The 25092-nt window shown below is 44.0% G+C and carries 26 protein-coding genes and 1 pseudogene; 5 read left to right on the forward strand and 22 right to left on the reverse strand.

From position 1 onward, the window contains the following. From HMPREF3090_RS06720 to brnQ, 3 genes are all read left to right on the forward strand, one after another. Entirely contained in the window at nt 1-567 is a 567-nt protein-coding gene (locus HMPREF3090_RS06720; RefSeq protein ID WP_067974936.1) for an NADPH-dependent FMN reductase, read from the forward strand. Between the two features lie 68 nt (nt 568-635). Next, entirely contained in the window at nt 636-1178 is a 543-nt protein-coding gene (locus HMPREF3090_RS06725; RefSeq protein WP_067974933.1) for a glutathione peroxidase, read from the forward strand. A gap of 273 nt (nt 1179-1451) precedes the next feature. Next, entirely contained in the window at nt 1452-2765 is a 1314-nt protein-coding gene (gene brnQ, locus HMPREF3090_RS06730) for a branched-chain amino acid transport system II carrier protein (RefSeq protein WP_070486208.1), read from the forward strand. Between the two features lie 377 nt (nt 2766-3142). Here the strand turns inward: brnQ and HMPREF3090_RS06735 are convergent, their stop codons facing one another. The 6 genes from HMPREF3090_RS06735 to HMPREF3090_RS06760 form a co-directional block, all read right to left on the reverse strand. After that, nucleotides 3143-3337, reverse strand: coding sequence for a hypothetical protein (locus HMPREF3090_RS06735; RefSeq protein ID WP_067974927.1), 195 nt, complete (start codon nt 3335-3337; stop codon nt 3143-3145). Between the two features lies 1 nt (nt 3338). Continuing rightward, nucleotides 3339-5477 (reverse strand): ferrous iron transport protein B, encoded by a 2139-nt coding sequence (gene feoB / locus HMPREF3090_RS06740; RefSeq protein WP_067974925.1) that lies wholly within the window; start codon nt 5475-5477, stop codon nt 3339-3341. 10 nt (nt 5478-5487) lie between these two features. Further along, entirely contained in the window at nt 5488-5709 is a 222-nt protein-coding gene (locus tag HMPREF3090_RS06745; RefSeq protein ID WP_067974923.1) for a FeoA family protein, read from the reverse strand. Nucleotides 5710-5727: 18 nt separating this feature from the next. Beyond that, nucleotides 5728-5928, reverse strand: a complete 201-nt coding sequence (locus tag HMPREF3090_RS06750) for a FeoA family protein (RefSeq protein WP_230080798.1) — start codon at nt 5926-5928, stop codon at nt 5728-5730. A gap of 262 nt (nt 5929-6190) precedes the next feature. Continuing rightward, complete coding sequence (locus HMPREF3090_RS06755) at nt 6191-6493, reverse strand: hypothetical protein (protein ID WP_067974915.1); 303 nt, start codon at nt 6491-6493, stop codon at nt 6191-6193. Beyond that, on the reverse strand, nt 6493-7227 hold the full coding sequence (locus HMPREF3090_RS06760) for a YaaA family protein (RefSeq protein ID WP_067974909.1): 735 nt from the start codon (nt 7225-7227) through the stop codon (nt 6493-6495). The genes HMPREF3090_RS06755 and HMPREF3090_RS06760 overlap by 1 nt, the downstream gene beginning before the upstream one ends. Nucleotides 7228-7533: 306 nt before the next feature. On the opposite strand from HMPREF3090_RS06760, the gene HMPREF3090_RS06765 reads away from it, so the two are divergent. Both HMPREF3090_RS06765 and pcaG read left to right on the forward strand, forming a co-directional pair. Continuing rightward, nucleotides 7534-8283 (forward strand): dioxygenase family protein, encoded by a 750-nt coding sequence (locus HMPREF3090_RS06765; RefSeq protein WP_070486210.1) that lies wholly within the window; start codon nt 7534-7536, stop codon nt 8281-8283. Then, entirely contained in the window at nt 8276-8962 is a 687-nt protein-coding gene (gene pcaG, locus HMPREF3090_RS06770; protein ID WP_067974907.1) for a protocatechuate 3,4-dioxygenase subunit alpha, read from the forward strand. The genes HMPREF3090_RS06765 and pcaG overlap by 8 nt, the downstream gene beginning before the upstream one ends. A 60-nt stretch (nt 8963-9022) precedes the next feature. On the opposite strand, the gene HMPREF3090_RS06775 is transcribed toward pcaG, so the two are convergent. From HMPREF3090_RS06775 to HMPREF3090_RS10040, 16 genes and pseudogenes are all read right to left on the reverse strand, one after another. Beyond that, a complete protein-coding gene (locus tag HMPREF3090_RS06775) occupies nt 9023-9931 on the reverse strand; it encodes a class II fructose-bisphosphate aldolase (protein WP_067974904.1) in 909 nt (302 codons plus the stop codon). A gap of 187 nt (nt 9932-10118) precedes the next feature. Continuing rightward, nucleotides 10119-11573, reverse strand: coding sequence for a Na+/H+ antiporter NhaC family protein (locus tag HMPREF3090_RS06780; protein ID WP_070486211.1), 1455 nt, complete (start codon nt 11571-11573; stop codon nt 10119-10121). 13 nt (nt 11574-11586) lie between these two features. After that, nucleotides 11587-12636, reverse strand: a complete 1050-nt coding sequence (locus HMPREF3090_RS06785; RefSeq protein ID WP_067974899.1) for an aldo/keto reductase — start codon at nt 12634-12636, stop codon at nt 11587-11589. After that, a complete protein-coding gene (locus tag HMPREF3090_RS06790) occupies nt 12630-12983 on the reverse strand; it encodes a TIGR04076 family protein (protein ID WP_067974895.1) in 354 nt (117 codons plus the stop codon). Before HMPREF3090_RS06790 ends, HMPREF3090_RS06785 begins: the two co-directional genes overlap by 7 nt. A gap of 363 nt (nt 12984-13346) precedes the next feature. Beyond that, nucleotides 13347-13772 (reverse strand): hypothetical protein, encoded by a 426-nt coding sequence (locus tag HMPREF3090_RS06795; RefSeq protein ID WP_067974893.1) that lies wholly within the window; start codon nt 13770-13772, stop codon nt 13347-13349. A 127-nt stretch (nt 13773-13899) separates the two neighbouring features. Beyond that, entirely contained in the window at nt 13900-16335 is a 2436-nt protein-coding gene (locus tag HMPREF3090_RS06800; RefSeq protein WP_067974892.1) for an ABC transporter permease, read from the reverse strand. Next, nucleotides 16328-17008, reverse strand: a complete 681-nt coding sequence (locus tag HMPREF3090_RS06805) for an ABC transporter ATP-binding protein (RefSeq protein ID WP_067974887.1) — start codon at nt 17006-17008, stop codon at nt 16328-16330. The genes HMPREF3090_RS06800 and HMPREF3090_RS06805 overlap by 8 nt, the downstream gene beginning before the upstream one ends. 401 nt (nt 17009-17409) lie before the next feature. Further along, the gene (locus HMPREF3090_RS06810; protein WP_233419249.1) at nt 17410-18201 is read right to left on the reverse strand and encodes a sensor histidine kinase; all 792 of its coding nucleotides are present in this window, start codon (nt 18199-18201) and stop codon (nt 17410-17412) included. A gap of 44 nt (nt 18202-18245) precedes the next feature. Further along, the gene (locus HMPREF3090_RS06815; protein ID WP_067974880.1) at nt 18246-18887 is read right to left on the reverse strand and encodes a response regulator transcription factor; all 642 of its coding nucleotides are present in this window, start codon (nt 18885-18887) and stop codon (nt 18246-18248) included. A gap of 514 nt (nt 18888-19401) precedes the next feature. Next, nucleotides 19402-20352: an ABC transporter permease gene (locus HMPREF3090_RS06820; protein WP_067974878.1), complete on the reverse strand. Its 951-nt coding sequence runs from the start codon at nt 20350-20352 to the stop codon at nt 19402-19404. A gap of 2 nt (nt 20353-20354) precedes the next feature. Next, nucleotides 20355-21095, reverse strand: coding sequence for an ABC transporter permease (locus HMPREF3090_RS06825; protein ID WP_067974875.1), 741 nt, complete (start codon nt 21093-21095; stop codon nt 20355-20357). Nucleotides 21096-21106: 11 nt separating this feature from the next. Beyond that, nucleotides 21107-22048 (reverse strand): ABC transporter ATP-binding protein, encoded by a 942-nt coding sequence (locus HMPREF3090_RS06830; protein WP_067974872.1) that lies wholly within the window; start codon nt 22046-22048, stop codon nt 21107-21109. Nucleotides 22049-22059: 11 nt separating this feature from the next. After that, on the reverse strand, nt 22060-22638 hold the full coding sequence (locus tag HMPREF3090_RS06835) for a TetR/AcrR family transcriptional regulator (RefSeq protein ID WP_067974869.1): 579 nt from the start codon (nt 22636-22638) through the stop codon (nt 22060-22062). Between the two features lie 206 nt (nt 22639-22844). After that, on the reverse strand, nt 22845-23225 hold the full coding sequence (locus HMPREF3090_RS06840; RefSeq protein WP_067974864.1) for a YbgA family protein: 381 nt from the start codon (nt 23223-23225) through the stop codon (nt 22845-22847). A gap of 84 nt (nt 23226-23309) precedes the next feature. Then, entirely contained in the window at nt 23310-24401 is a 1092-nt protein-coding gene (locus HMPREF3090_RS10035; RefSeq protein ID WP_067974861.1) for a sensor histidine kinase, read from the reverse strand. Continuing rightward, nucleotides 24368-25064, reverse strand: a pseudogene (locus tag HMPREF3090_RS10040) (response regulator transcription factor). Before HMPREF3090_RS10040 ends, HMPREF3090_RS10035 begins: the two are co-directional and overlap by 34 nt. Nucleotides 25065-25092 lie beyond the last annotated feature (28 nt).

The following is a 25092-nucleotide window of genomic DNA, read 5'->3' on the forward strand; positions in this document are numbered from 1 at the left end:
ATGAATATACTCGTACTCTCCGGCTCCAATGTGGGCCGCAAAACAGAAATTGCCACTAAAGCCCTCTACCAAGAACTCCAAGACCATTACAGTGACCACGACTTAAACTATCTCAATCTCAAGGACCTGGACATGGTCTTTGCGGATGGCCGTAATTTTCTAGACTACAAGGGCGATACCGAAACGGTTGCCCGTTCCGTCATGGATGCTGATGTGCTCTTCATCGGCACTCCCATCTTCCAAGCCTCCATCCCTGCCAGCCTGAAGAATGTCTTTGACCTCCTCCCCCAAAAAGGCTTGGAACATAAAACAGTAGGCATCATCGCCTCTTCTGGCTCTAACCGCCATTACCTCATTCCAGAGCTTCAATTGAAGCCCATCCTCAATTATATGAAGGCTAATGTGACTCCTCGCTATGTCTATCTCAACGACCGCGACTTTGGTATCGACGAGATCCACAATGATGACGTCCTCTTCCGCATCAAGGACCTAGTGGATGAAACCATGGTCCTTGCTGAGACCTACCAAGAAATTCTGCGCAAAGAAGATGAAAAATTCGGTTTTTAAAATTATGAGCGGATCATTTTATAAAGCCAGCAAGTGCTCTATAATATAAGTGAGGAGGAATTACAGCTATGACCATTTATGATTATTCTGTCGAGCGTCCAGATGGGAGCACCTTAGACCTAGCAGATCTCAAAGGCAAGGTCCTCTTAATCGTCAATACAGCTACCCGCTGTGGCTTTACTAGTCAGTATAAGGACCTTCAAGCGCTCTACGACAGCTATCACGACCAGGGACTAGAGATTATTGATATCCCCTGCAATCAATTTAAAGACCAGGCGCCAGGTTCTGACCAAGATATCCAAGCATTCTGCCAGTTAAACTACCAAACCGAATTTCCTCAAATGAAGAAGGCTAAGGTCAATGGCCCCGACCAATTAGACCTCTATCGCTATCTTAAGAGCCAGCAAGCTTTCCACGGTTTCGGTAAGTCAGCTAAGGGTTTGGCCCTCGCCGCTATGCTCAAAGTTCAGGATAAAAACTACCAGCAGAATCCTGATATCAAGTGGAATTTCACCAAATTCCTGGTTGACCGTAATGGCCAAGTTGTCGCCCGCTACGAACCTAGCCACTCGCTAAAAAAACTCCGTCGACATGTTGAAAGCCTCTTGTAAGTCCCTCATAACATCCTAAAGCCCTGAAACTCCTGAAAGATCTAATCACAGATCCCTTTAGGCCTTCAGGGCTCATATTTTGTTCGCATTTTTCCACAGCTCGTCCAGTCAAACACCAAAGCAATCACTGTCGATTTGTAAGGACAATTGAAACAATAAATAAGCAAAACTGATCATTTGTGGAAATTTTCTAAATAAATTTGGTAAAACTCTCTCATTCGTTTATTTTTTGTGTTATCATAGGTACCATCATAAAATAGAAAGATTGTTATAATGAATATAAAAACAAAAGACATTATTATTATTGGTTTCGCCCTCTTTGCCATCTTCTTTGGCGCTGGAAATTTGATCTTCCCGCCATATCTAGGAGTTCTGGGCGGCGAGAATTGGGTAAATGCTGCCTTTGGTTTTCTGATGTCAGACCCTCTCTTCCCCATCCTCGGGGTCCTCGTGACCATAGCCCTGGGGGGGCGGGCGGATGATTTAGGACGGCGAGTCCATCCTAAATTTGGAATTATCCTCGCCGGGATCTCAGTCGTTCTGATTGGCCCCCTCTTCTCCGTACCGCGGACCGGGGCCACAACGCATGAGGTCTTCGTCCAATCGCTTTGGCCCGACGCCCCAATTTGGATCACTTCCTTGATCTTCTTCTCCTTGACGGCCTATTTAGCCCTCAATCCAAGTAAGGTGATCAACAATATTGGGAAGTACCTGACACCAGCTATTATTATCATTCTAACGGTTCTCGTCATCTCAGCGATTATTAATCCCGTGGGTACCCCCCAAGCTAGTCAAATCGACCATACCTTCGCTTATGGCTTTAGGGAGGGTTACCAGACCATGGATGCTCTAGCCGCTTCGATTCTTGCCAGCGTGGTCATGTCTGAACTGAAGCAACGGGGCTATACAGATAAGAAGACTCAAATGAAGGCCGGTGTCCTAGTTGGGATCGTGGCCTTTGCCCTCTTAGCGGTCGTCTACTTGTCGCTCACTTATGCGGGATCAACGGTCTCTAGCCTCTTTACCATAGCGGATGACCGGACCGTCGTCTTCACCGGCACTGTAGCGCAAATTCTCGGCCCCTATGGCAATCTCATCATGGGGATCTGCGTGACCCTGGCCTGCTTAACTACGGCCGTAGGGATCACCTCCGCCTGTGCCAGCTTCTTCGTGGGTCAATCCAAGGGGCGCTGGACCTACCAGGCAGTGACACTGACCTGTGTGGCCATTGAATTCGTGATTTCCTTAGTAGGAACAACACGGATTATTGACTTCGCCAGCTTTGTATTGACCCTGATCTATCCGATCGTGATGGTCCTGATCATCTTCTCCCTCTTCGACCGTCATATTAAATACAATACCACTTATACCGGAGCGGTCATCGGTGCAGGCTTGATTGGTTTAGTCCAAGCCCTAGCCATCTTAGGCCGTTACTTCGAAGCCTTGAAGCTAGAGCCAGTCTTAAACTTTATCAGCCAGCTTCCCCTTAGCCAATATGGTTTGGAATGGTTCTTGCCTTCCCTACTCTGTGCAGCAGCCTGCACGCTCTACGCCTATTGGCAAGGTCGCCAAAGCCAGCTTAATTAAATGTTTTTTTACATTGTATTGGTGAGCATCCGTTGCGCTTTTGAATTTGATCGTTAAAGAGCCATGGCACCGGCTCGAGCCAAGGTCTCTCACCTAGCGAGCTTCAAACGGCTAGTAACGGCTTGCGCCGACTATCCGTAATTCACATTGCTTGCTTATTCATGGCTAACGATCAAATTCAAAGTCCACTACTGCTCACTATTAAATGAAAAAAATACTTTAATTATTAGCCACTACTACTTAACTATAGATAACTATCTAAAAAACAAAAATGCCAAGTCGATTAAATGACTTGGCATTTTTTATGCTTCTGTAACTATACAGCTCATAGATGGATATAAGTACTTCCTTCACTTATTTTGGGTCTGTAGCTTCAGCTATTTTAACTTGCAATAGTAAGAGGTCTGACCGCTAGTTTTGGCCTTTTTGATCGGCTTACAGGAGCCGGCACAGCCTTCTTGCTTGAAGGCGCAGGCAGCACAGGGGCCTTGGCCGTGGAATTCTTGATAGACGGCCCGACCAGCATAAAATATGATCGGAATAAGGATCAGCAACACTAAAATATCCCCCATCTTAAACCCTCCTTAGATGAGCCAAGGCAGGCTTGGCTTGGTATGGGCGCTTGAAGAAGACCATGTACACCATACCTGCTAAAGTCAGGCAGGCAATGGCTGTCCAAGCGTCAAAGTGACCGGTTGTCCACCAAGTCCCGAACTGGTAGATCATCAACGAGACACCGTAGGCTAAGAGGCACTGGTAAATAACCGCAAAAAGAGTCATTTTATCGTCCATCATCTCCCGGCGCAGGGCCCCCACAGCTGCCATACAAGGCACGCAGAGCAAGTTGAAGGTCATCAGGGAATAGCCTGCAATCGGGGTAAAGGCCTGGGACAGTTGAGGCCAGAACTCAGCCCCATCTTCGGCAGCTTCCGCATAACCAAAGAGGATGCCGAAAGTCCCTACCAAGTTTTCTTTGGCTAAAAGACCAGTTACTGAAGCCACAGCAGCCCGCCAGTCACCCCAGCCTAAGGGCGCAAAGAGAGGGGCCAAGACACGTCCCAGGCTCGCCAGGATAGAGTCTCCGGTTTCCACCAAGTTCAGCTGCCAGTCGAAACTTTGCAGGGCCCAAATCATCACAGTTGACAAGAGGACAATAGTGCCGGCTTTTTTGACGAAGGCCTTGGTCCGTTCAAAAACTGTCCGCAAGACCCCGCTTAAGCTCGGTAGGTGGTAGCTGGGCAGTTCAATGACAAAGGGTGCCGGATCCCCCGCAAACCAGCGGGTCTTTTTGAGCATAATCCCTGAGAGAACGATGGCGCCAATGCCCATAAAGTAAGTCGATAGGGCCACCCAGTCGGCATGGGGGAAGAAGGCCCCCGTAATCAGAGCAATAATCGGCAACTTAGCCCCACAAGGGATAAAGGTCGTCGTCATAATGGTCAAGCGGCGGTCATTGTCATTTTCAATGGTCCGCGCCGCCATGATGCCTGGGACCCCGCAGCCGGTCGAAACTAAAATAGGAATGAAAGACTTCCCGGATAAGCCGAACTTACGGAAGATCCGGTCGAGGACAAAGGCAATCCGGGCCATATAACCGCAGTCTTCCAAGAAGGCTAGGCAGATAAAGAGCACCATCATTTGCGGTAAGAAGCCTAGGACAGCCCCCACACCAGCCACAATCCCGTCCATAATCAAGGCTTGCAACCAATCCGACACGCCTAGATTCGCCAAGAGCCCGCCCAGGTGTTCAGGAACAAATTCACCAAAGACCTGGTCATTGACCCAGTCTGTACCTTGCTTACCGATCGTTGAAACAGCCAGATAATAAACTAAGTACATCACGCCCGCAAAAATAGGCAAGGCCAGGAAGCGGTTGGTGACGATGGCATCCACCCGGTCAGTCAAGCTCAACTCCTCTTGGCTTTCTTCCTGGACACAGTCGGCAATCATCTGGCTAATCCATTCATAGCGGCTCGTTGCCATAATCCCTTCTGAATCGTCATCATAGGCATTCTCCAACTGGTCGATAAGTGCCTCGATTGACTTAGCTTGGTCCTCGGATAGTTCAAGTCCTTCGACCACTTCTGTATCGCGTTCAAAAGTCTTGATCGCATACCAGCGCAAACGGTCAGCCGGCACCTGTCCGTCTATAATCTCAGCAATCTCACCAATCACCTTTTCGACCCGGTGGGGGTATTTTTTAGGGGGCTGGTAAGGAAGGTTTTCTTCAGCGCGGACAATTGCTGCTTCCGTCAATTTAGCGACCCCGGTCCATTTAAGGGCCGAAATAGGGGCTACCGGACAGCCCAGAGCCTCACTGAGACCTTGACTATCGATTTGGATGCCGCGTTTCTCCGCGATATCCATCATGTTGAGGGCCACGACAACCGGAATCCCTACTTCTGTCAATTGGGTGGTGAGGTAGAGGTTGCGTTCCAGACTGGAGGCATCCACAATATTTAAGATTAGATCAGGGTCTTCCTCCAAGATATAATTTCTAGAAATTAACTCTTCCGAAGTATAGGGAGACAGGGAGTAAATCCCCGGCAAATCCTCTAACCAGACCGAGCTATCGGCCTTGAGCGCTCCGCCTTTCTTCTCGACCGTTACCCCCGGCCAGTTGCCCACTCTCTGATTCGATCCTGTCAATGCATTAAAAAGGGTTGTCTTACCGGTATTCGGATTACCGGCCAATGCCAATTTAACCGTCATCATTCACTCCTTATTCCACTTCAACACATGCGGCATCTTTCTTCCGCAAACTCAACTCATAACCTCGAACGGTCAATTCCATAGGGTCGCCAAGGGGAGCCAACTTCCGCAGGGTCACTTGGGCCCCCTTGGTCAGCCCCATATCCCGTAGGCGTCGCCTTAAGATCCCTTCAGCGTGTACGCCCTTCACCCGAACGCTTTCTCCCAATGTCACTTGGTCTAAGGTCTTCATCTCTAACTTTCTCTCCTTTTAGCGAAGCAGGATATGCATGGCCATGGAGCGATTCAAGGCCAGGCGGGTCCCTTTCAAGTCCACAATCAAATCCCCCGCTAGTTCGTTTCGTACCGTAATTTCAGCTCCGGGAACGAAGCCCAGGTCCGTTAAACGTTTCACAATTTGCTTGGAACCGACTAGACGAGCGATCGTTCCTGTCTCTCCTTTTGTTAACATGGCTAAATACATAAGCGCCTCTCATTGATTCTAATTCTCAGTTACATGTTCATCACTTAACTATTTTATGCCTGATACCCTATTCATATCTACCATTATTTTCACTTTTTGGGAAAGATTTGACGGACGAAAAGTTAGATTTGTCAGTATTTTTGTGGAGGACTTAATAAAAGAAAAACAATTTGAAAATTCAATCACAAATAAAAAGGACTGAGACAAATTGCTCAGTCCTTTTTAATCTATTCTGAGTAATTAAGAATACTTAAGCCAGGTCGTGGCTGGAGATACGGCGGCTAGTGGTTAAAGACCGGAAGAGAAAGTAGCAGGGCTTCCCCTTGTAATCTGCTAAGGAAGCGACTTGTTGCCCACATTCCGGACAATTCAAGGCCTTAGCTAAAGGCTGGAGGGGGAAGTTAGCCGAGTGGATGCGGTGGACCTGGAGTTTGATCAGGTTGCCCCGCCCCACCTTATAGTAAATCGCTAAATCTGCCTTGCAGACCTGGCAGGAAACTAGCAAGAGATGGCTGTTCTTGACTTTCTTCCGGTAGGGATTCTGGTAGTTCATCAGGACTGGTCCTCCTCGTCATGGATAAAGACTAAAAACCCTTCTTTAGAAGCTGACGGGGCATAAGTAAAGCCCTCTGCTTGAAAAGCTTTAAGCGCTTCGATGCTTTCTGCCTGGTCGTGGACCAAAGCATTGGCCATCTTGCCCCGTAATTTCTTGGCAGTAGCTGAGGGGGCCTTCTTCAATTTGCCCTGGCGGTATTGGCAGAATTCGACCTCAAGCCAGTCATAGCGATCAGTTTGGAGCATGCTGGCATATTCTTGACTTGCGAGATTAACCACCACTTCGCCTGGATGGAAAACCTGGTCGAAAGTTCCCTTCCAATATTGGCGTAGGGACTGACCATCGATCCGCAAGGGCATGGTAAAGTCTAAACGATAGGCCTTGATCGGAGTAAAAGCGCTGATAGGACCATACAAAGCGGACAGAATCACGACATGGTCTGCGAGATAATCCTTCTGGCTGGCGGTCAAATCCTCCAAGTCAAATTGCCGAAAAGCTAGTCCATGATAGAGCTGGATGGCTGGATAAGTCGCCTTCTGGTCAAAAGCTGCTATCATTTCCTGAACCGGACCGACTTGCTTGTCCGACAGTTTAAGCGCTTTTTGGAGCTCGCCTTCTTCCAGGCTTTGCAGTTGGTCAACGATTTGTTGACTCTTAGCGGACAGGTCCCAATCCTCGGCTAGAAGATGAGAAAGATCCTGCTCTTTGGCTGGGGATAAGATAATCTTCATAGCAAACGCCTCCTTCAATCAAGATCCATTATGCCTGATGACCTCCCCCTTGTCCACCCGGCCATCTCTTCTAATACAATATTGTTTGCAGAAATCGTTGAAGCAAGCTTCGACTGATAATCAGTCCAGACTATAAATCCTAGTTTAAAGGACTTTTTGCTTAAAAACTAACTTTCCTCTATCATCAGAAGATAATTAACGATATTTGCATGATTGTTATTATTTGCATGTTTATTTTTAGCTGTGCTAGGATACAGGCAACCCTTTAATTTAATTTTAAAGCCCACAAAAGAAAGGACGTCTTAGATGACTAACAAAAGCCTGAAGAACGCCCAAGCCTGGGAACACATTAAAAAACACGGCCACGAAATGGATGAAACAGAATTCAAATCCTTCTTCCCCCTCTTTGAGCCGGGTCCTGGCCCTGCCCTCGTTGATAAGTATGGTAAAAATGATGACCTCACCAAAAATGCCGGCACTGGCGATGAAGCTATTGGCCAACGCATTATTGTCAAAGGCCGCGTCCTCGATGAGAATGGAAACCCTGTCCCTAAAGCCTTTATCGAAATTTGGCAAGCCAATGCAGCGGGCCGCTATATCCATAAGCTCGATTCTTGGGATGCGCCCCTCGATCCAAACTTCATCGGGAGCGGTTGGACCTACACAGATGAAGAGGGCAACTACGAATTTACCACCATCAAACCAGGTAACTATGCCTGGAAACCCGATATCAACCAATGGCGACCGGCCCATATCCACTTCTCTGTGATGGGCCCTGCCCTCGCCGACCGTTTAGTGACCCAACTCTACTTCGAAGGGGACCCTCTCCTAGACTATGACGAAGGGATTTACCTCGATCTCGATGAAGACGAGCGCAAGCGCGTTGTGGCAACTTACAACCACGACTTCACCGAACCTGACTGGGCCCTAGGCTCCCAATTCGACATGGTGCTCCGCGGTTCAAGTGCTTCCCCAACCATGCCTAACCGCCACCAACTCAGTGACGAAGAACGCCAAGACCTTAAAGATAAAGGAGTGGACTTAATCGATGACTAAGCTAGACCAAGAACACCTCGACCCCATTCGAACGCCCCAACAAACAGTGGGGCCCTATGCCAGTCTAGGACTGGTGGCAGATGAAGCCAATGACCATATTACTAACGATCTCGTCGAAGACGGTGGCCAAGGCCAAGAAATTATCCTCCAGGGGAATCTCTTTGGCTCAGACGGTAAGCCTCTATTTAACGTCCTTGTTGAAATTTGGCAGGCCAATTCCGAGGGGGTCTTCAACCACCCTGCCTTCAAGGACCGGGAAGGCTATGATCCTAGCTTTGTAGGCTTTGGGCGAACCATTACCGATGAAAGAGGGGCCTATAGCTTCAGAACCTTTAAACCTGGAGCTATCCTAGAAAACGACTATCCCGAATTCTCCCAATCTCCTCATATTCTCGCCTTTGTCCATGCCAGTGGGGTCTCCTATCCTCTCTATACCCGGATCTACTTCGAAGACGAAAGCCAAGATGACCACTTCATCCAACAAGTCTCCGAAGAAGAGGCTAAGACTTTGATTGCTAAGAAAGTAGAAGGCACAGACCTGCCGACTTACCAATTTGATATCGTCCTAGATGGCGATGCCGAAGATATGGTCCTTGAATCCAAGCTCGGTGGCGAAGAAGTCGACGACCTCCCAGACGGATCAGGAAAAGCCAAGACCTACTTCTTCCATTTTAAATAAGCCATTAATATTAAAAAGCCAGGCAGTAAAAGCCTGGCTTTTTTTGAGTGATAGACTTGATTATTCTTCGTTTAATGAAGCTTCATCAAAGACAACTTTAGAGTCTTTGTTGTCGATTGGACGAGTACCCATCCAGCCGATCATTTCTTTCATAGATTCAGTAATGGCGTCAGTCCCAGCACGTAGGAGTTTACGTGGGTCATAACCCTTGTTCGCTTTGTCGATATCTTTGTCAGCTAAGATGTATTCACGGGTTGCTTTTTGGAAAGCTAATTGGAATTCAGTGTTGATGTTGATCTTAGCAATACCCAGTGAGATCGCTTTTTGAATTTGGTCTTGAGGAATACCTGAACCACCGTGCAATACCAATGGATTATCCACTGCATCAGCGATTTCTTTCAAGCGTTCGAAGTTTAAGCCTTCCCAGCCTTCTGGGTAAACCCCGTGGATGTTACCAATACCGCAAGCTAATTTGTCAACGCCTGCTTCAGCAAACATCACAACTTCATCTACAGAAGCTAATTCACCGACACCTTGGTTTTCACCAATTTTACCGATTTCAGCTTCTACAGAAATCCCGCGTTCATGAGCTAAACGAACGATTTCTTTGGTGTTTTTCAAGTTTTCTTCAAGGGGAAGATCATGGCCATCATACATAACTGAGGAGTAACCTAAGTCGATACATTCCTTAGCAGCTGCGAAGTCCCCGTGGTCTAAGTTTAAGATAACTGGAATGTCAGCTTCCATAGCATCCATTTCATTCAGGACTAAGTCACGAACCACTTTGTAGCCACCCATATATTTAGCAGCACCAGTAGACACTTGAATTAATAATGGTGTACGAGTTTCTTTCGCCCCACGAATTAATGCACGTGTCCATTCCAAGTTGTTTGTGTTGTATGCACCCACTGCATATTGGTTGTCGCGAGCGTGTTGTAAAATCTCGTTACCATTCACTAAAAAAGCCATCAAAAATACCTCCTAAAATTTTTACCGAGTTCATTATACCCTACTAATTAAATTTTTCACAGTCCTTTTTGCAAATTAAATCGCTTTCATAATCAAAAACAATCAAATCCGGTCAAAAGTTAGCAGGAAATTCAATAAAAACGATTAAAAAAAGTCATTTCAGAACAAAAATGACTTTTTATCGATTTTAATCAAGAACTTTTACTTCCTTATTTAAGTCTGCCGCTAAAACTTCCTCCCCTTTTGGTCCTTCAAAACGTCGTCCCCACCCAGTTAAGATTGAAACTATAAAAACTAAAAAGAGATTGTAACTGTGGAAGAGATAGGGAGCGATTTGAGTAACAGATAAGGGAGCAGCGAAATCATAACCTTGTGTCAATTGAGAACCAACAAAGATAAATACAGAAAGGAAGGGGACAGCCACACCTAAACCATTCGCAAAACCATCTAATAAGTTAGCTCTTCGGTAGGGATGGAGCTGACAGGCTTGGCCCAACTCATTCTGTACCTTTCCAAAAGTTGTCATTGAAGCTGAAGAAACCCCACCAAATAAAATAGTTGTTAGGGTAATGCCTAGCATCATAGCGAGCTCGGTTCCGCGAACTGTCTGGCAGAGTTTAGATTGACTAATCTGATCCGTCAAACGCTGCAAGGCACCTGAAGCATTTAAGACACCCATAATACCGTAAACAGATAAAACTAAAAGACAGGTTCCCATCATCCCTTCAATGCCTTCGGTTAGAAAACCAGTCAAGCCACCATCCTCACTTGACAGGATATCAGAAAGTTGGAGTACTCCCGTTAGTAAGCCCACTACACAACCAGAAAGCAAACCTACTAAAATAGCTAAATAAAGATTACGTTTGCGAATTGAAATGATTATCATCAAAAATACTGGAATCAGCATAAATAGTGGATTCAGGTTTTCCGAACCCAGACCTGCTGATCCAGCCTGTACAGGACCCCCACCACCAAATAAGAAGAAAAGAATGAAAGATAGTCCACCCGCAATTAAAGCGTAAGGTAAGCGAGTCCGAACCACACCCCCAACATCACAAGTCTGCTTGGAATACCGATAGTGCTGGGTCCCTGCAGAAATAATAGTTGTATCTGAAATAGGTGCTAAGTTATCACCAAAGACACCACCAGAAAGAATAGCCCCAGCCAAGGCAGCCGGATGAGCCCCTAGTAAGATTCCTGCTGGATAAAAAATAGGAAAGCAGGTAAAGAAGGAGCCGATCGAAGAGCCTGTTGCTGTGGCAATGATTGAAACGAAGAGAAAGGTCATTGCTGTATAGAGACCTCCCTTAATTCCCATGACTTGGGCGAGATAGACAAAACCAGCTGACAGATTCGCTGTCTTAATCATCTGTGAAAAAATGCCAATCGTCATCAGTAAAATAACTACTGGTACAGCTTCCCTAGCCCCTTCATAGACAGCCTCCCAATAGTCTGATGCCTGTTTGGGTTTAACAAAGATTGAGCCAGCCAGTAAGCCTAAAATAGCTCCCATGGCTAAGGCATGCATTTCAAAGGCTTTTAAAATCACAAAGAAAAGAATACAGAAGACCAAGAAAATTACCAAGGGCAGGTAGGCCATTAAATAGCCCCCTCTGAAAGTTAGCGTTTGTTTAGCTTTCATTGACTTAACCTCCTTAACCATTCGCATTCTCGTGCCGCCGGATAATTGATGAAAAGATTGAGTTAGGATCTCTCTCCAGTTCATAACAATCTCCAGGTAAACGTGGATATTGATCTAAGAAGGATCGGATAGAGTCAAGATCTTCCTGATCCAAAGTAAAATCAAAGATAGCTAAGTTATCTTGGATATGTCGACGATTTCGAATCCCAATAATACTTCCTGCTACCCCTTCTTGTTGAAGAATATAGCGAGTCGCCACGTTAGAAATAGATACCTGGTGTTTATGGGCAATCTCATCCAATAAATGCAAGAGTTCCTGGTAACCAATCTGACCCAGACTTTGGTCAATGACTTGTTGGTATTTAACCTGGGACCGCGTCTCTAATTTAATATTTGTCTGCTCGAGATATTTATCCGATAACAAGCCCCCTGATAAGGTTCCAAAACATAATTGTTGGATGCCATGGTCAATCGAATATGCTAACAGCTCCTTCTCTGGTCGACGATCAAAGAGCGAATATTGGGACTGACAAGAAATGATAGGAATACCCGCATCAACTAATTCTTTAAGATGAGCCGTGTCGAAATTTGTTACCCCAATATAGCGAATCTTACCTTTCTTCTGTAGCTTAACCAAGTGTTCAGCTACTTCAATGTAACGATCGATACTATAATCCCACCAGTGGAATTGCATGAGGTCGATATAGTCACGTCCTAATTTTTTCAAAGACCGATCAATAATCGCCTCCGTATCTTTAAAGCTCACAGTCTCCAAGACATCAATGTCGGGCACATATTTCTCGTGAATTTGGATATCATGGGCAGTTAAATGAGAGTGATGGCCTAATTCTTTCAGATATCGTCCTAAAGCCTCTTCTGCTCCCGTATAAATATCAGCCAGATCAAAAGTTGTAAATCCTAGTTCTCCTAATTGATGAAAACTTTGATTAATTTCTTCTAAATCAAGCTGCCCTCTTAAGGTATGGCCCGGCGATAACTGCCACAAACCATTAAGAACACGAGCTATACTGTAACCAGGGCTTAATTCAATTCTCTCTAACATGGATCATCATCTCCTTGACTAATCGGAACTACAGTTGTTTCAGCATGGCTAAACTGTTTCTTTTGCTGTCTCGTTATCTTAAAAACAGCCCCACAATTAGGGTCTGGACATGCAATGATAGCATCAGACCGCATCCAATCATTCTCTTGTAAAAGTCTTTGTTTGGCTGGTAACAAGGGAAGCAGCGCAGCCAAAGCGTACATAGAGAAAGATTGCGACTGTGGAAAAATTAAATTTTCACCTTCCACAATAAAATAATCTCCCTCCTGGTGACTACAGACAAAGGGTCGGTCAGTTGCCAGAACCTCAACTTTTAATGTGTATAAAGTAAACAAATCATCTACCATTTCTCTACCTCCCATAATAAATAAGCACTTGTCCTTTATTCCACAATGTGAATAAAGGACAAGTGCTTAACCTGCGGTGCCACCTCTATTAGCCAGCTTCCTGCTGACTCTCTTTAACAAGCCTTCAAAAAACTTGCCATCCATGATAACGCGTCTGACGCGGCAGCTCAAACAAATGAACTACTATCCGGTGTTAAAAAACACCCTAAGGCCCAGCCCCTAGTACAAGTAAGCGTCTCTCACTCACACGCCCTCGCTTTGACTTGCTTGTCTAGGTTTTTCCTTATTAGATATTTATTATCTAATTATAATGGCCAGGCCATCTTTAAGCAAGTTTTATCCCAAGAGAAAAATTGGATCATTCTACTTCAATTGATCCATCTTCTCAGCCAAGTCCTCCTCCAGTTCAACAATCGACTGGCGGAGCTTCTGGAGGGCCTTGAGCTGGTCTTTGATTTCGTATTGGACCTTGGCGTCAATGAAGATATTATCTAGCCAGACATCCACGAAATTATCGCCCCAGCTATCACTAAGTTCATCTGGGAGAGATAGACCGAGATCAGCCAATTCATGATCTAATTTATCTAGGCCGCGTTTGAGGTCTTCAAGCTCTTGATTAGACCTTTTCATATGATCGCGTTTCATCATTGACGAGACGAATCCCCCACCTAATAAGTCCATTACACCCCAGCTAGAGGCATCTTGCAGGGATTTAATGGCTTTATCCAAGCCCGACAAAACTTCTTGGGCTGCTTGACGCGCTTCCTTCACTTCTTCTAGTGTCTTCATCCTTGATCATCTCCTCTGCTAGATACAAAATCTTTCTTATTTATATTTAATATAGCACGAAAAAATAAGCGGGCAAAGTAAGAGTACTTTTGACCGCTTAAAGTGTTTTTATCCATCAATTTAACTTCTATACGCCTCGGATTAGGTCAATCGGCTCATGGTTTAGAATAGCACTGAGACCTGTCCAGTAAATGAGCAAGTTCAAGCCATAGACTAGAACCGCAAATCCTAGGAAGACCAGATAAGGGAAGTATAAGATTAGGGACTTCATATCAACACTCTTGAATAGACCAGCTATCCCTAGCATAATCCCTAAAGTAATCAAGACAGACAAGAGGAAGGACTTCCCTTGTTCGAAGAGAAATTCGCGACTGAAGTGGCTTCTCAAGGACTGGATATCCATACCAATCGAATAGAGGGTCCCGATTTCTTTGCGCCGGTTCATCAGGCTGAGGTTGATGGAGGAATAGCCGTTGGTGATATTCATCAGGAAGATGATGGCCGCAATCCCATAGATGATCAGCTTGAAGCTTTGAATATCTGTAAACTGTTCGGCCTGGATCTCCTCATCTGTGAAGACCTTGAAACTTTCATTATAAGTTATGGTATTTTCGATGCGGCTAGTGATTTCCTCCTTGGTCCGGCCAGCTTGTCCTTCGGGAAGTTTCAGCTTCAATTCAAAAGGATAATTGTAATTTTTATCGTCTTGCACCTCTTCCATCAGCTCTTGATAAGTCTCAAAATCCGTATAGACCATAACATTAAAGGGCAGGATCCGAGTCTGGTAGGGGCCAAGATCATCAATGGTCTGCGCAATGGGAAGGCTGCGCTGCTTCTCATTAATACTAAGGTCTAATTGATCAGGATGATCAAAGTAGGGCACTTTCTCAGCTTGGGCAAGGGGCTCGTTGGGATCTGCTTGGACCTGGTTGTAGAGGGTAAATTTCCCTGGCCTGCCGCCCAGTTTTTGGAGGTCGTCATTTTCGAGGGCGACCAGAATTCCCCTGATGTATTGGGGCTTGGTGTCAGCTATCATTTGCTCCAATTGCTCATCCAGGCCCAGTGATTGGGCGGTTTGGGATAGCTCCAGGTTAGGTTCAATAGCTAGGTTCTTTTCCTTAGAAATATAGCCCTCCCCCTCATAGTCAGCAAGAATTTCGGGCAGAATAGGGGGTAATTCACCGGTGTCATTGTAGTAGTGGACCGTGAGATCATAGCCATCATCAAAGGCATAGAAGTCCCGGTTGTAGTCGGCAATGGCATAAACGATACAGAAGATGGCCACAATCAGAATGCCAATAGCTGAGATGTAGCGTTGGGACTTGATACTGGCCATATTGTTCAGTCGAAGTTCTTTCCAAAGCTTGGGACTCCGCTTCTTGCCCTTCTTCTTAGACAGGCTAAAATTCCCCTTGAGTCCTTCAATAATATCGATCTTCGCGATCTTGCGCGCCGGATAGATGACCGCGACTAGGACAACCGCTAGGGCCACCAGGATAATGACCAGAGACAAGATCCAGTTAAAATGAACCTGGTTAAAGAAGACCACTTCGGCTTTGCCACTATTGGCGACTTCAAAGAGATAACGAATAAGGAAGAAGCCCAGGGCATGACCGATTAAAACAGGCAGGACGGAGATTGTGAGTGCCCCTTTCACCAGCAAGAGATAAATTTGAAAGTCCGTCGACCCGATGGATTTATACATGGAGAGCTCGCGAATCTTCTGCAGACCCCAAACCCAGAAAATATTTTTGATAAAGAAGACAAAGATTCCCATACATAAGAGGAGGGAAAGGGCATTAACCAGCTTAGTCATCAAATTTTTACTCTGACTGACATCCAGACCGTAGTAGCGGACCAGGGAGTCATTAAAGTCCAATTCCACTTCTTTTCCTAGTAGATCTTGAATCTCGTCTTGGATAGCCTCGCTCTGGGCATAGGCTGTCTTGAAGTCATGAAAATTGATCAAAGGGATCAATGCTTCGTCATCATCCACCAGAGGCATGCCGTAATTGATTTTTAAGTTCTCATTATAGAAATCTTTGTAGACACCAACCAGGGTATAGTGGCGGCTTTCTGTGGTCTCAAAGCTTTCTTCAGCGGTATAGGTCGACCGGGCATCGATCGTCTTCCCGTCCACCTGACGGTCCCCAAGCTCGATGGCTAGCTCATCGCCTAGGGAGAGGCCTTCCTGCTTAACTAGAGATTCATTCAGGACAATTTCATCCGCCGACTCAGGAAAGCGTCCAGCCAACAAATAAGACTCTTCTCGCATCTGCTTAACCTGAACATCCTGTCCCACCATAGAAATGAGTTGGTCCTTGTATTTAGCACTGTGGGCTCTGGCAGAAGTCCCGCCCGCTAGCTCAATGGCTTCCACTTGGTTGAGTTTAGCGATCTCCTCCTGGGACAGGTCTTCTGACAAGTGGGCATCGTAGAAATTCGTTGCCTTCAGCTGGCGGTTACTTGACGAAATATTGGTATAGCCATAGTAAAAAATCACCGTGAAAAAGAGGCTAACAATCAGAAGTGAAATGAAAATCGGTAAATTCTTCTTATTCATTGGGCTCATCTCCTACGATAGCCCCGTCGACCATGGTGATAATCCGCTGGGTCTGAAGGGCCAGGTTTTCATCGTGGGTGATGATCAGGATCGTCTGCTTGAGGGTCTGGTTGAAGTACTTCAAGAGGTCAATGATCTCCTGAGAGTTCTTCCTGTCCAAGTTCCCGGTCGGTTCATCCGCTAAGATGATCGAAGGCCGGTAGATCAGGCTGCGGGCCACGGCCACGCGCTGCTCCTGGCCTCCCGATAGCTCACTCGGAAAGGCCTGCAACTTATCGGATAAGCCCAGCTTAGTCACCAAGTCATTAAAGAAGGCGTCATCCACCTGGCGGCCGTCTAACTTCAAGGGCAGTTTAATATTATGTGCCACGGTCAGATTGGGGATGAGATTGTAGAACTGGTAGATCAGCCCCACCTTGCGCCGCCGGAACAAGGCCATTTCCTTAGACGAATAGCTGGCAATATCGGACCCTTCAATGAGTATCTTCCCCTCATTAGGCCGGTCCACCCCACCAAGCATATGGAGTAGAGTAGACTTCCCCGACCCACTCGGTCCGACAATGGCGATAAGCTCTCCCCGGTTGACGGACAGATTCACTCCATCGACAGCCCGGACTTGCTTTTCTCCCTCGCCATAAATCTTAGTCAAATTGTCAACGCGAAGTATTTCCATAAGATCTCCTCCTAGTTTGACTATAGCGGACGAAGGTGACAAGAAGGTGACAAAATAAAGGGTGTGAGTAAGAGCGGTTAGCTTTGGATGCTTGGAGTAAGTCGGGATAAGGGCAAGCTAGGCTTGCACATTTCCGACTTGCGAAAGCACTCCAAAGCTGCTCTTGCGAACCCGACTACACAGGGTGTGAAGGCTGGCGGTTAGCTTTCGTTCACTGGAGCAAGTCGCCAGAGCAGTCTCATAGACTGCGGCGGAGACTTGTGAAGTGACACGAAAGCTGCCAGACTGAACCCGACTAAGGGCGTGAGACTTGGCGCTTAGGCTTGGATGATTGGAGCAAATAAGAATAAGAACGACTTTAGCCGATTTATGTCTAATCGATTTTTATAACATCTTCCCTCTCACTTATAAAATTGCAGGATAAATTCTGCCCCTTGGTCGGTATTTCGGCAGCTAATTTGCCCCTGGTGTTTTTCAACAATGCGCTTGGCCATAGCGAGGCCAATCCCAAAGCCCTTAGAATCAGGATCTTTATAGAAACGCTGGAAAATCTTCTTTTGCTTGCCTTCAGCAATTCCTCCCCCATCATCTTGGATAGACAATTCCAAATAAATGGGGTTCTCCCGAGCCCTTAGCCAGATTCGACGTGTGCCTTCCTGGTTAATGGCATTCTTTAGGATATTAATGACAGCCTCGCTCAACCAGTTAAAGTGCCCGAGCATAACCGCCTCCCCTATATTAATATCAACGACAATTCCATGGTCCTCAATCTCGTCACTTAAGATATCCAGAGCATAGTCTACCACTTCCCTCAAGTGAACTGGCGACAATTTGAAACTCTCAAGATTATTATCCAGACTGGCCAACTTCAAGAGCGCATTGGACAAGTCGTTGAGCCGGTTTAATTGCTGGGAGAGAGTCGCCGGATCCGTCTTATCATTTTCCAAGGCAAAGAGCATGCCCGTAATCGGCGTCTTAATCTGGTGGGCAATGTCTTCGATATTCTGACTCTGATCTTGGGAAAGTTGCTGAACCTTTTCCTTTTCTTCAACGAGCTCAATAAATAACTTATAGATCTGGTCTTCCAACTGGGAGAAATCATCCTGCTTCATGGGAATCTGATAATCTTTCTGGTAGAGTTGGTCAATCAGATCTGTCAGCTCTTGAATCCGCCGGCGCTGGCGGAACTTCAACCAGCAAAATACACCAAGTATGCTTAGAAGCCACAATATATAAATCATAGCTTCAACCGGTAGCCGATACCGCGGACGGTTTCAATCAGATCCTTGGAGGTCTTGTCGCGGATCCGCTTAATCGTGGCGGTCAGAGTATTGTCATTCACATAGGCCTGCCGAGCATCCCAGAAGCGATCCAGCAATTGGTCCCGAGTCAGAAGCTGGCCCCGGTGTCTGATAAAGTGGGCCAAAAGACGATATTCCAAAGCCGTCAAAGCAACCACCTGCCCCTGGTAACAAATTATTCCCTGGTCTTCTTTAAGGACTAGATCGCTGTCCACTTCCATAGGCCCAAAGTCTCTCAAGCAAGCCGCAATCCGAGCCCGCAGGATATTCAGGTTAAAGGGTTTGGTGAGATAGTCCGACGCTCCCGCATCGAGAGCTTCCGCAATAAAATCCACATCAGCCACCACAGTAGTAATGATCACTTTGATATGATTCTCTAAAAAGAGTGCCAAAAGATCAAAACCATTCCCATCCGGCAAATTTAAATCCAGAATAGCCAGATCATAAGCTTGGTTCGACGCCGCTTGCCCTTCAGCAAAATTTTTCGCCAGCTCTACATCAAAGCCATGCTTGGTCAAAAAGTCGACAATCTCTTGGCCAATCACGGGGTCATCTTCAACTAGAAGTAGTGAATTCATCGTTCATCTCCTCCTTAAATGATAGCCATCCTTCCATATCATTTTATTCTTTCACTCCCATTCTATCAGATAATCTCTCGATTTATAAAAAAACAAAAAAGCGGAATTCTTAAACAATTAAAACTTGTCAGAAAACCGCTATTATCTTTTGCATTGAAATACATAACACCCTAATTATGGGTGAATAGATGGGGAAGAAAATGATAAAAAACGCTACATAGTAGAGTTATTACTAAGAAACTACTCTCAATAAAGTCATGCTACTCTGAACCCTTTCAACTTACTCTAAACCTATAAAAAGTACTCTAATTAGCTGAAAGTGTTGAAATTTACTGTAAGTCGCTCCGAACTACTCCGAACTACTCTTCAATATTTTTATTCATTTATTAAAGTGTAATATTGTCTGGATCTCGCTTTGAATTTCCGTGCCAACAAAGAACTTCTTTATCAACCACAGCTCTTAATAGCTTACGAGCTGTGGCATCACTCATTTCCTGATTAGTTCTTGACGCCATCAATCTTCAATTCTTCGCTTTTGAATGAGGTATCCTAGCAAGAAAAAGGCTAAAATATATATTAGAATAGGCCCTAACGATTGACCTAATGCCAGCGATTGCCCGTCCAAATCATCTCCGAATTTTGAGATATAGTATTGCGGGAAAAATGGCTGGATAAGCTCTTGTAGAGTGTCTCCTTTTACAGGTAACAAAGCCCCCGAAAGAAGCATGGTCAAAACAGATAGCATAGTACCGACTAGGAGTGCCCCTTGGTTTTTCTTGGTTAGGGTTGATAAGAACATACCAAAATTGGCCGCAAATAATTCGATTAAGAATAGGTATAAGAAAAGGTGTCCAGATAGAGCCAGGTCAAACATAGGCAATAAGGTAGCGCAAGCTAAAGCATTAATAATAAATAAAAGTAAGAAAGTGAAAAGTACTTGCTGGGAAAGATAAGAAAAAGTCGAAAGCCCACTAGAATAAATCCGCTTAACAATCCCTTGTCGGTCATCAAAATAAAAACGATAGAGGATTAAGGAGAGGATCATCGAAGTCATGGCTAAAACACTGAGCAGCACTTTGAAATGATCCTCGCTTGATGCCGGTTGACTGGGAATTTTCCCCTCATTGAGCCATTGACTTAAGCCTCCCCCTAAAGCTGAATTTCTTACCGTGGTCACATGGTATTTACCTTCACCCTTACTGATGTAGGCGTCATATTGACCAGTGATTAACGGAGTAAAGTCCTGCTTGTCTCCTGACAGTGCTTCAACAGTTAAAGCATCATTATCCAAGGCTAACAAGTCACTGGCACTTGAATCGACTCCTATTATAGGCTTAGGAAGATCCATAGTAATGACAAAGGCACTAGCGGCAACCGTTACAAAAACAATCAAAATTGACAACCAGAGATAAGATTGAACTTGAAATAGTCGCTTTAAATTATTATTTAGAATAATAAATTTCATTTTTACTCTCCAAAATCTTCAGGGTGATACTTTAAATGAATAATGAATAAAAAAATTAGTGACGCTAATAATAAGATCATCATGGTCGTTGAAAGAGAATGATTATTGTTATCATAAATGATTTCAAAAAAGCTCTCCATCACCTGTCCGATCGGTGACAGATTGGCTATTTGACTAATCCGCTTGCCAAAGATAGACATGGGAAAGAATAACCCCGACAGCATCGCAAAAAGGTTAATCACTAAGTTTAGAATTTTTGTGGCTAGATCTTCACTTTTTAGTAAGAGGCAAAAGGCTCCCCCATAGGTGACTGAGAAAGTCACCAAACTTAAATCAAGTAATAAGATATCAAACACATGCCGTCCCCCATAGTTAACCCATCCGCTCGTATTAAAAATCAAGATATAGCTGGCGAGGATGACATAGGAGACTGCAATAGCCACGATTAATTTAGAAAGGTAAACCTTATACCTGGCTATGGGCGAATAGACAATCCGATAATTGGCATACTTGACCTGGTGACCAAACAAGAGCTCGGGCAAGATAATCACCGTGGCCATGGATAAATAGATCATCATGGTGACGCCATAATAGTCATAGGCCGTAAGTAAATCATCACTAAAAAGCGGAGAAAAAACAAAGCCTGTCACTCTAATTAAGAGCAGCGGATAGAGTAAAAGATAGGTCATAATCGGTTTATTTTTAAAGAGATTCACCAGATCTTGTTTCATGATGGTTAACATAAGCATCCCCCTTAGTCTCTTAATCTCTTCCCAGTTAAGCTTAAGAAGACATCTTCTAGGTTCTTCTTCTTGGTTTGGATACCACTAATAGCAATATGAGATTGCAACAAAAGCGACAAGACTGCATTTAGGGAAGTGCCTGTTTTCTTCATAGTGAGATTCAAATGCAAATCGCTGTCTTGATCAGCCGTCAACACATGAGGGAGCTGACGGATCTTGTCCAATAAATCTTTGGACATGGGCTGGTTGAGGCTAATTTGATAGCTGGCATCACTGTAATCATCCAAAATATTATCCAAGCGATCATTTAACAAAACCACTCCCCCGTCCATGATGATAACTCGGTCACAAATTTGCTGGACTTCCTCCATGTAATGGGTAGTGTAGATAATCGTGGCCCCTTCAGCTCGCAAAGACTTGATGGAGTCGAGGATGTGGTTTCGAGATTGAGGGTCAATTCCCACCGTGGGCTCATCAAAAATAATTAATTGGGGATCATGGGCTATGGCACAGGCGATGTTTAAGCGCCGCTTCATCCCACCTGAAAAAGTGGCAGCTTTATCATGTTTTCGCTCTTCTAGTCCCACCTTTCTAAGCGCATTGTCAACCTTGTCCTTCATTTCAGCTTTCTTGACGCCATAGAGGGAGGCAAAGAATTTAACATTCTGGTAGGCCGAAATTTCTTCATAAATAGCGAGTTCTTGCGGTACAATACCGAGGCTTTGTTTGATTCTCTTCAAGGACAGTCCTTCATCACCAAAGTAGGTCAGCTTGCCTTCATCCGCCTTTAAAAGCGTAGATAAAATATTAATGGTGGTACTTTTCCCAGCACCATTGGGGCCTAAGAATCCCAGGATTTCACCCTTTTCCACCTGAAAATTCAGGCGATCTAAGGCTTTCCGTCCATTTTTATAGGTTTTCGATAGGTCTTTGACGGTTAAAATATTCTCCATAGTCTCGTCCTCTATTCATTAAAGCTCAGATCAAAAATTATTTTGACAACTTTCTCCATATAAGCTTCTTGTTCTTGGTCATCTTCAAAACTAGAAAAGACAGGGTAAGAGTTTTGAATCAAGTTCATGATTAATTTGGCTTTGGTGACTTGATCTTTATCCTGACCGCCATCTTGAATAATGGTTAAAATAGCAACAATGATAGCAACCATCTGTTCATTAAAATCCACCATCAGCTCTTTAAAGGCCTGGTCCTTTCGTGACAGCATCAGGATATCACTATTTAAGAACCGGTTTTCCCAGTTCTTATCCATCCCCTTGACCAAAAATTCTTTAAATTTTAATTCCGACCGGAGATTGTTACCAGTAATTTCTGCCTTAAGTTTTTCCATTTCTGCTAGTGAATAATTGAAGAAGCTCTTGATCAATTCGGTAAAGACATCTTCTTTGCTAGTGAAATAGTTGTAAAAAACACCAACAGACACTCCAGCCTCCTTTGTAATCTCCTTAGTCGTAATCGAGCTAATACTTCTATCTCTAAGCAAGTGATCAGTCGCTTTAATTAACTTTTCTTTATTATCTTTAGCCATTGTGCTCTCCCATTAAAGTTTCATAAATGAATTATAGTTCACTTTACAAAAAATATTAAATTATAATATGAACTTTATTTCATTGCTTTGATTTATTTTTCTAAAAGAACGATTAATCACTTATAAGCTCATTCCTATAGTTCAGTAAAGAAAAAAGCCCCTTCTCAGGAGCTTCTATCAGCTAATAACTATTTAAATATCCATCTCTACACTTCATATAACAAAGTAGACTGCTCCAAATAAGCATTGGGATAAAGAACCAATAAATCTCTTACGGCCTGAGCCAAGTTGTCTTTATTAGCCTCGCCCTCCCGGTATGCCGACAGGAGGGCCATAAAATCAGCTTTTTCTCGGTCGGTCGCTAATTTTTTAAAGTAGCCCCAGACATGCTGGTAGGCATTGACAACCTGGCCGCGGTCTTCGGGCATGGCCTTGGCTTGATCGATATAGGCTTCTACCACATCTAATTCTGGCTCCTCTGTTTTCAAATACTCCCGAATTTCTAAGTAGAGCTTCTGCGACTTACTCAGTACCAAATATTTATTTTGCGCCCAAAGTTTTTGACAGGCTTGGACTTGCTTGGACATTTTAAACCTCCTAGGATTCTGCTAAATCTATGATAAAGCAAGTGCCATGGAAAGCAACAATCTATTCTTAGCGTTTGATAAACACTATCCTTTTTCATAAACAGGTATAGCTAGTTCAACCCGAGCCCCCTGATTGATATTCTGGAGCTGGATATAACCAGCGTGCAGTACCATTACTTGTTTAACGAAAGCGAGACCAATTCCAAAATGCTGGTTTTTATGAGATCTTGAGCTATCCGCTTTATAAAATAAACTACCAAAATTTTCTAAAACTTCTTCTGAAAAGCCGGCACCGCGATTCCATATTATAATTCGTAAGTGTCTAGCATCTGCAACAATGTACAATCTAATTTCTTGGTTAGGCTTGGACCCATAACTTATTGCATTGTTAATAATATTATCCACCGAACGAATAATTAAATCCATATCAACATGAACTGTATACCCTTCCTTCAAGTCTTCTGAAAGATGATAAGTAATTGTCTTTCCTATAAGATAGGCACATTCATCTTTTATAACTTTAGCCAAATTTTCGACTGAATAGTCAGAAAAGTAAATAGGCTTTGTATAAGACATTTTAGCATAGCTAATTAATTGATTGAAATAATCATCTAATTGTTGGCTGGCTTTTTCGATATCTTTAAGGCATTGATAGTTTTGATTTGATTGTATGCTAAACTGCAGCAATTCTGCATTACCCTGAATCACTGTTAGCGGGGTTTTAAGATCGTGAGCCATTGCGGAAACTTTAAATAGAACATCCTTTTTTTGTTTCTTTTCCGCTTGAACCATACGCTCAATTCTTTCTTGCATCGCTTCAATATGTCGATTTGTTTGGCTGAATTCAGCAATCTGAATATCCCAGGAACGAGGGTTATGATTTAACCATAAACTTTGATGATAGACAATATCCATATCTTGTTTGACTATTTTTAATAGTTTAGTAAGGTTAATCGAAATGATTATAACAAGCATAGTACAAGCATACATCCATGAAAAAACATTGAAGAAAATATTCAATACTTCTCGGTTGAAAGAATAGCTATTGCTATGAATTTCTATACTCAAAAAAACTAGAGGAACTAGATAAGCTAGGATAATAGAAAGTCCAAACTGCCAGATAATTCTCCAAACTGTTTTTTCTATATGTCCTTGGAAGTTGAGTTTTCGTTCCATTGATAGCCTCCCCCCCCACTGTGTCCTAATGGGATTGATTGAATATACCTTCAATTTACTTCGAATTTGATAAATATATTCCGCAATTGACCGAAACTGTGTATCAGATTCAGCAGGATAGAGCCTCTCGAATAGCTCTTCAACAGTGAATATTTTTCTGGGTTGGCTGGCAAGTATGTGTACCAAGGTAAATTCACGTTTCGTCAATGATAATGGTTGATTTTTGACAAAGAGGACTTGTTGGTCAATATCAAGAAGTAAATCCCCATGTTGAATTTGATGAAATTGGCTTCGTTCTTCGCGTCGAAGGTGCATTTGCACACGAGCCTCTAATTCTTTAATGCTAAAAGGTTTTTTTATATAATCATCTGCTCCAGCATTAATGCCAGCAAGCAAATCGCTATCTAATTGCTTAGCTGTAACAAATATAATTGGTACCTTAATCTGTTTTCGAATACGTCGACAGATTTCAAGACCGTTAATTGGCATCATAATATCAAGTAAGATCAGGTCATATCCGATAAAAGATGAAAGCTCAATATCCTTAAGGTCTGCTTTCGTAACGACCTTATACCCCGAACGTTCAAGAGTATTTTTGATAAGTCGTAAAATACGGTCATCATCATCGACAACTAGGATTTTATATTTTTTTATATTTTTCATAGTAAAATGATATCACAAAAGTTCTCTA

Source organism: Aerococcus sp. HMSC23C02 (genome assembly GCF_001806805.1).
Lineage (GTDB): Bacteria > Bacillota > Bacilli > Lactobacillales > Aerococcaceae > Aerococcus > Aerococcus sanguinicola.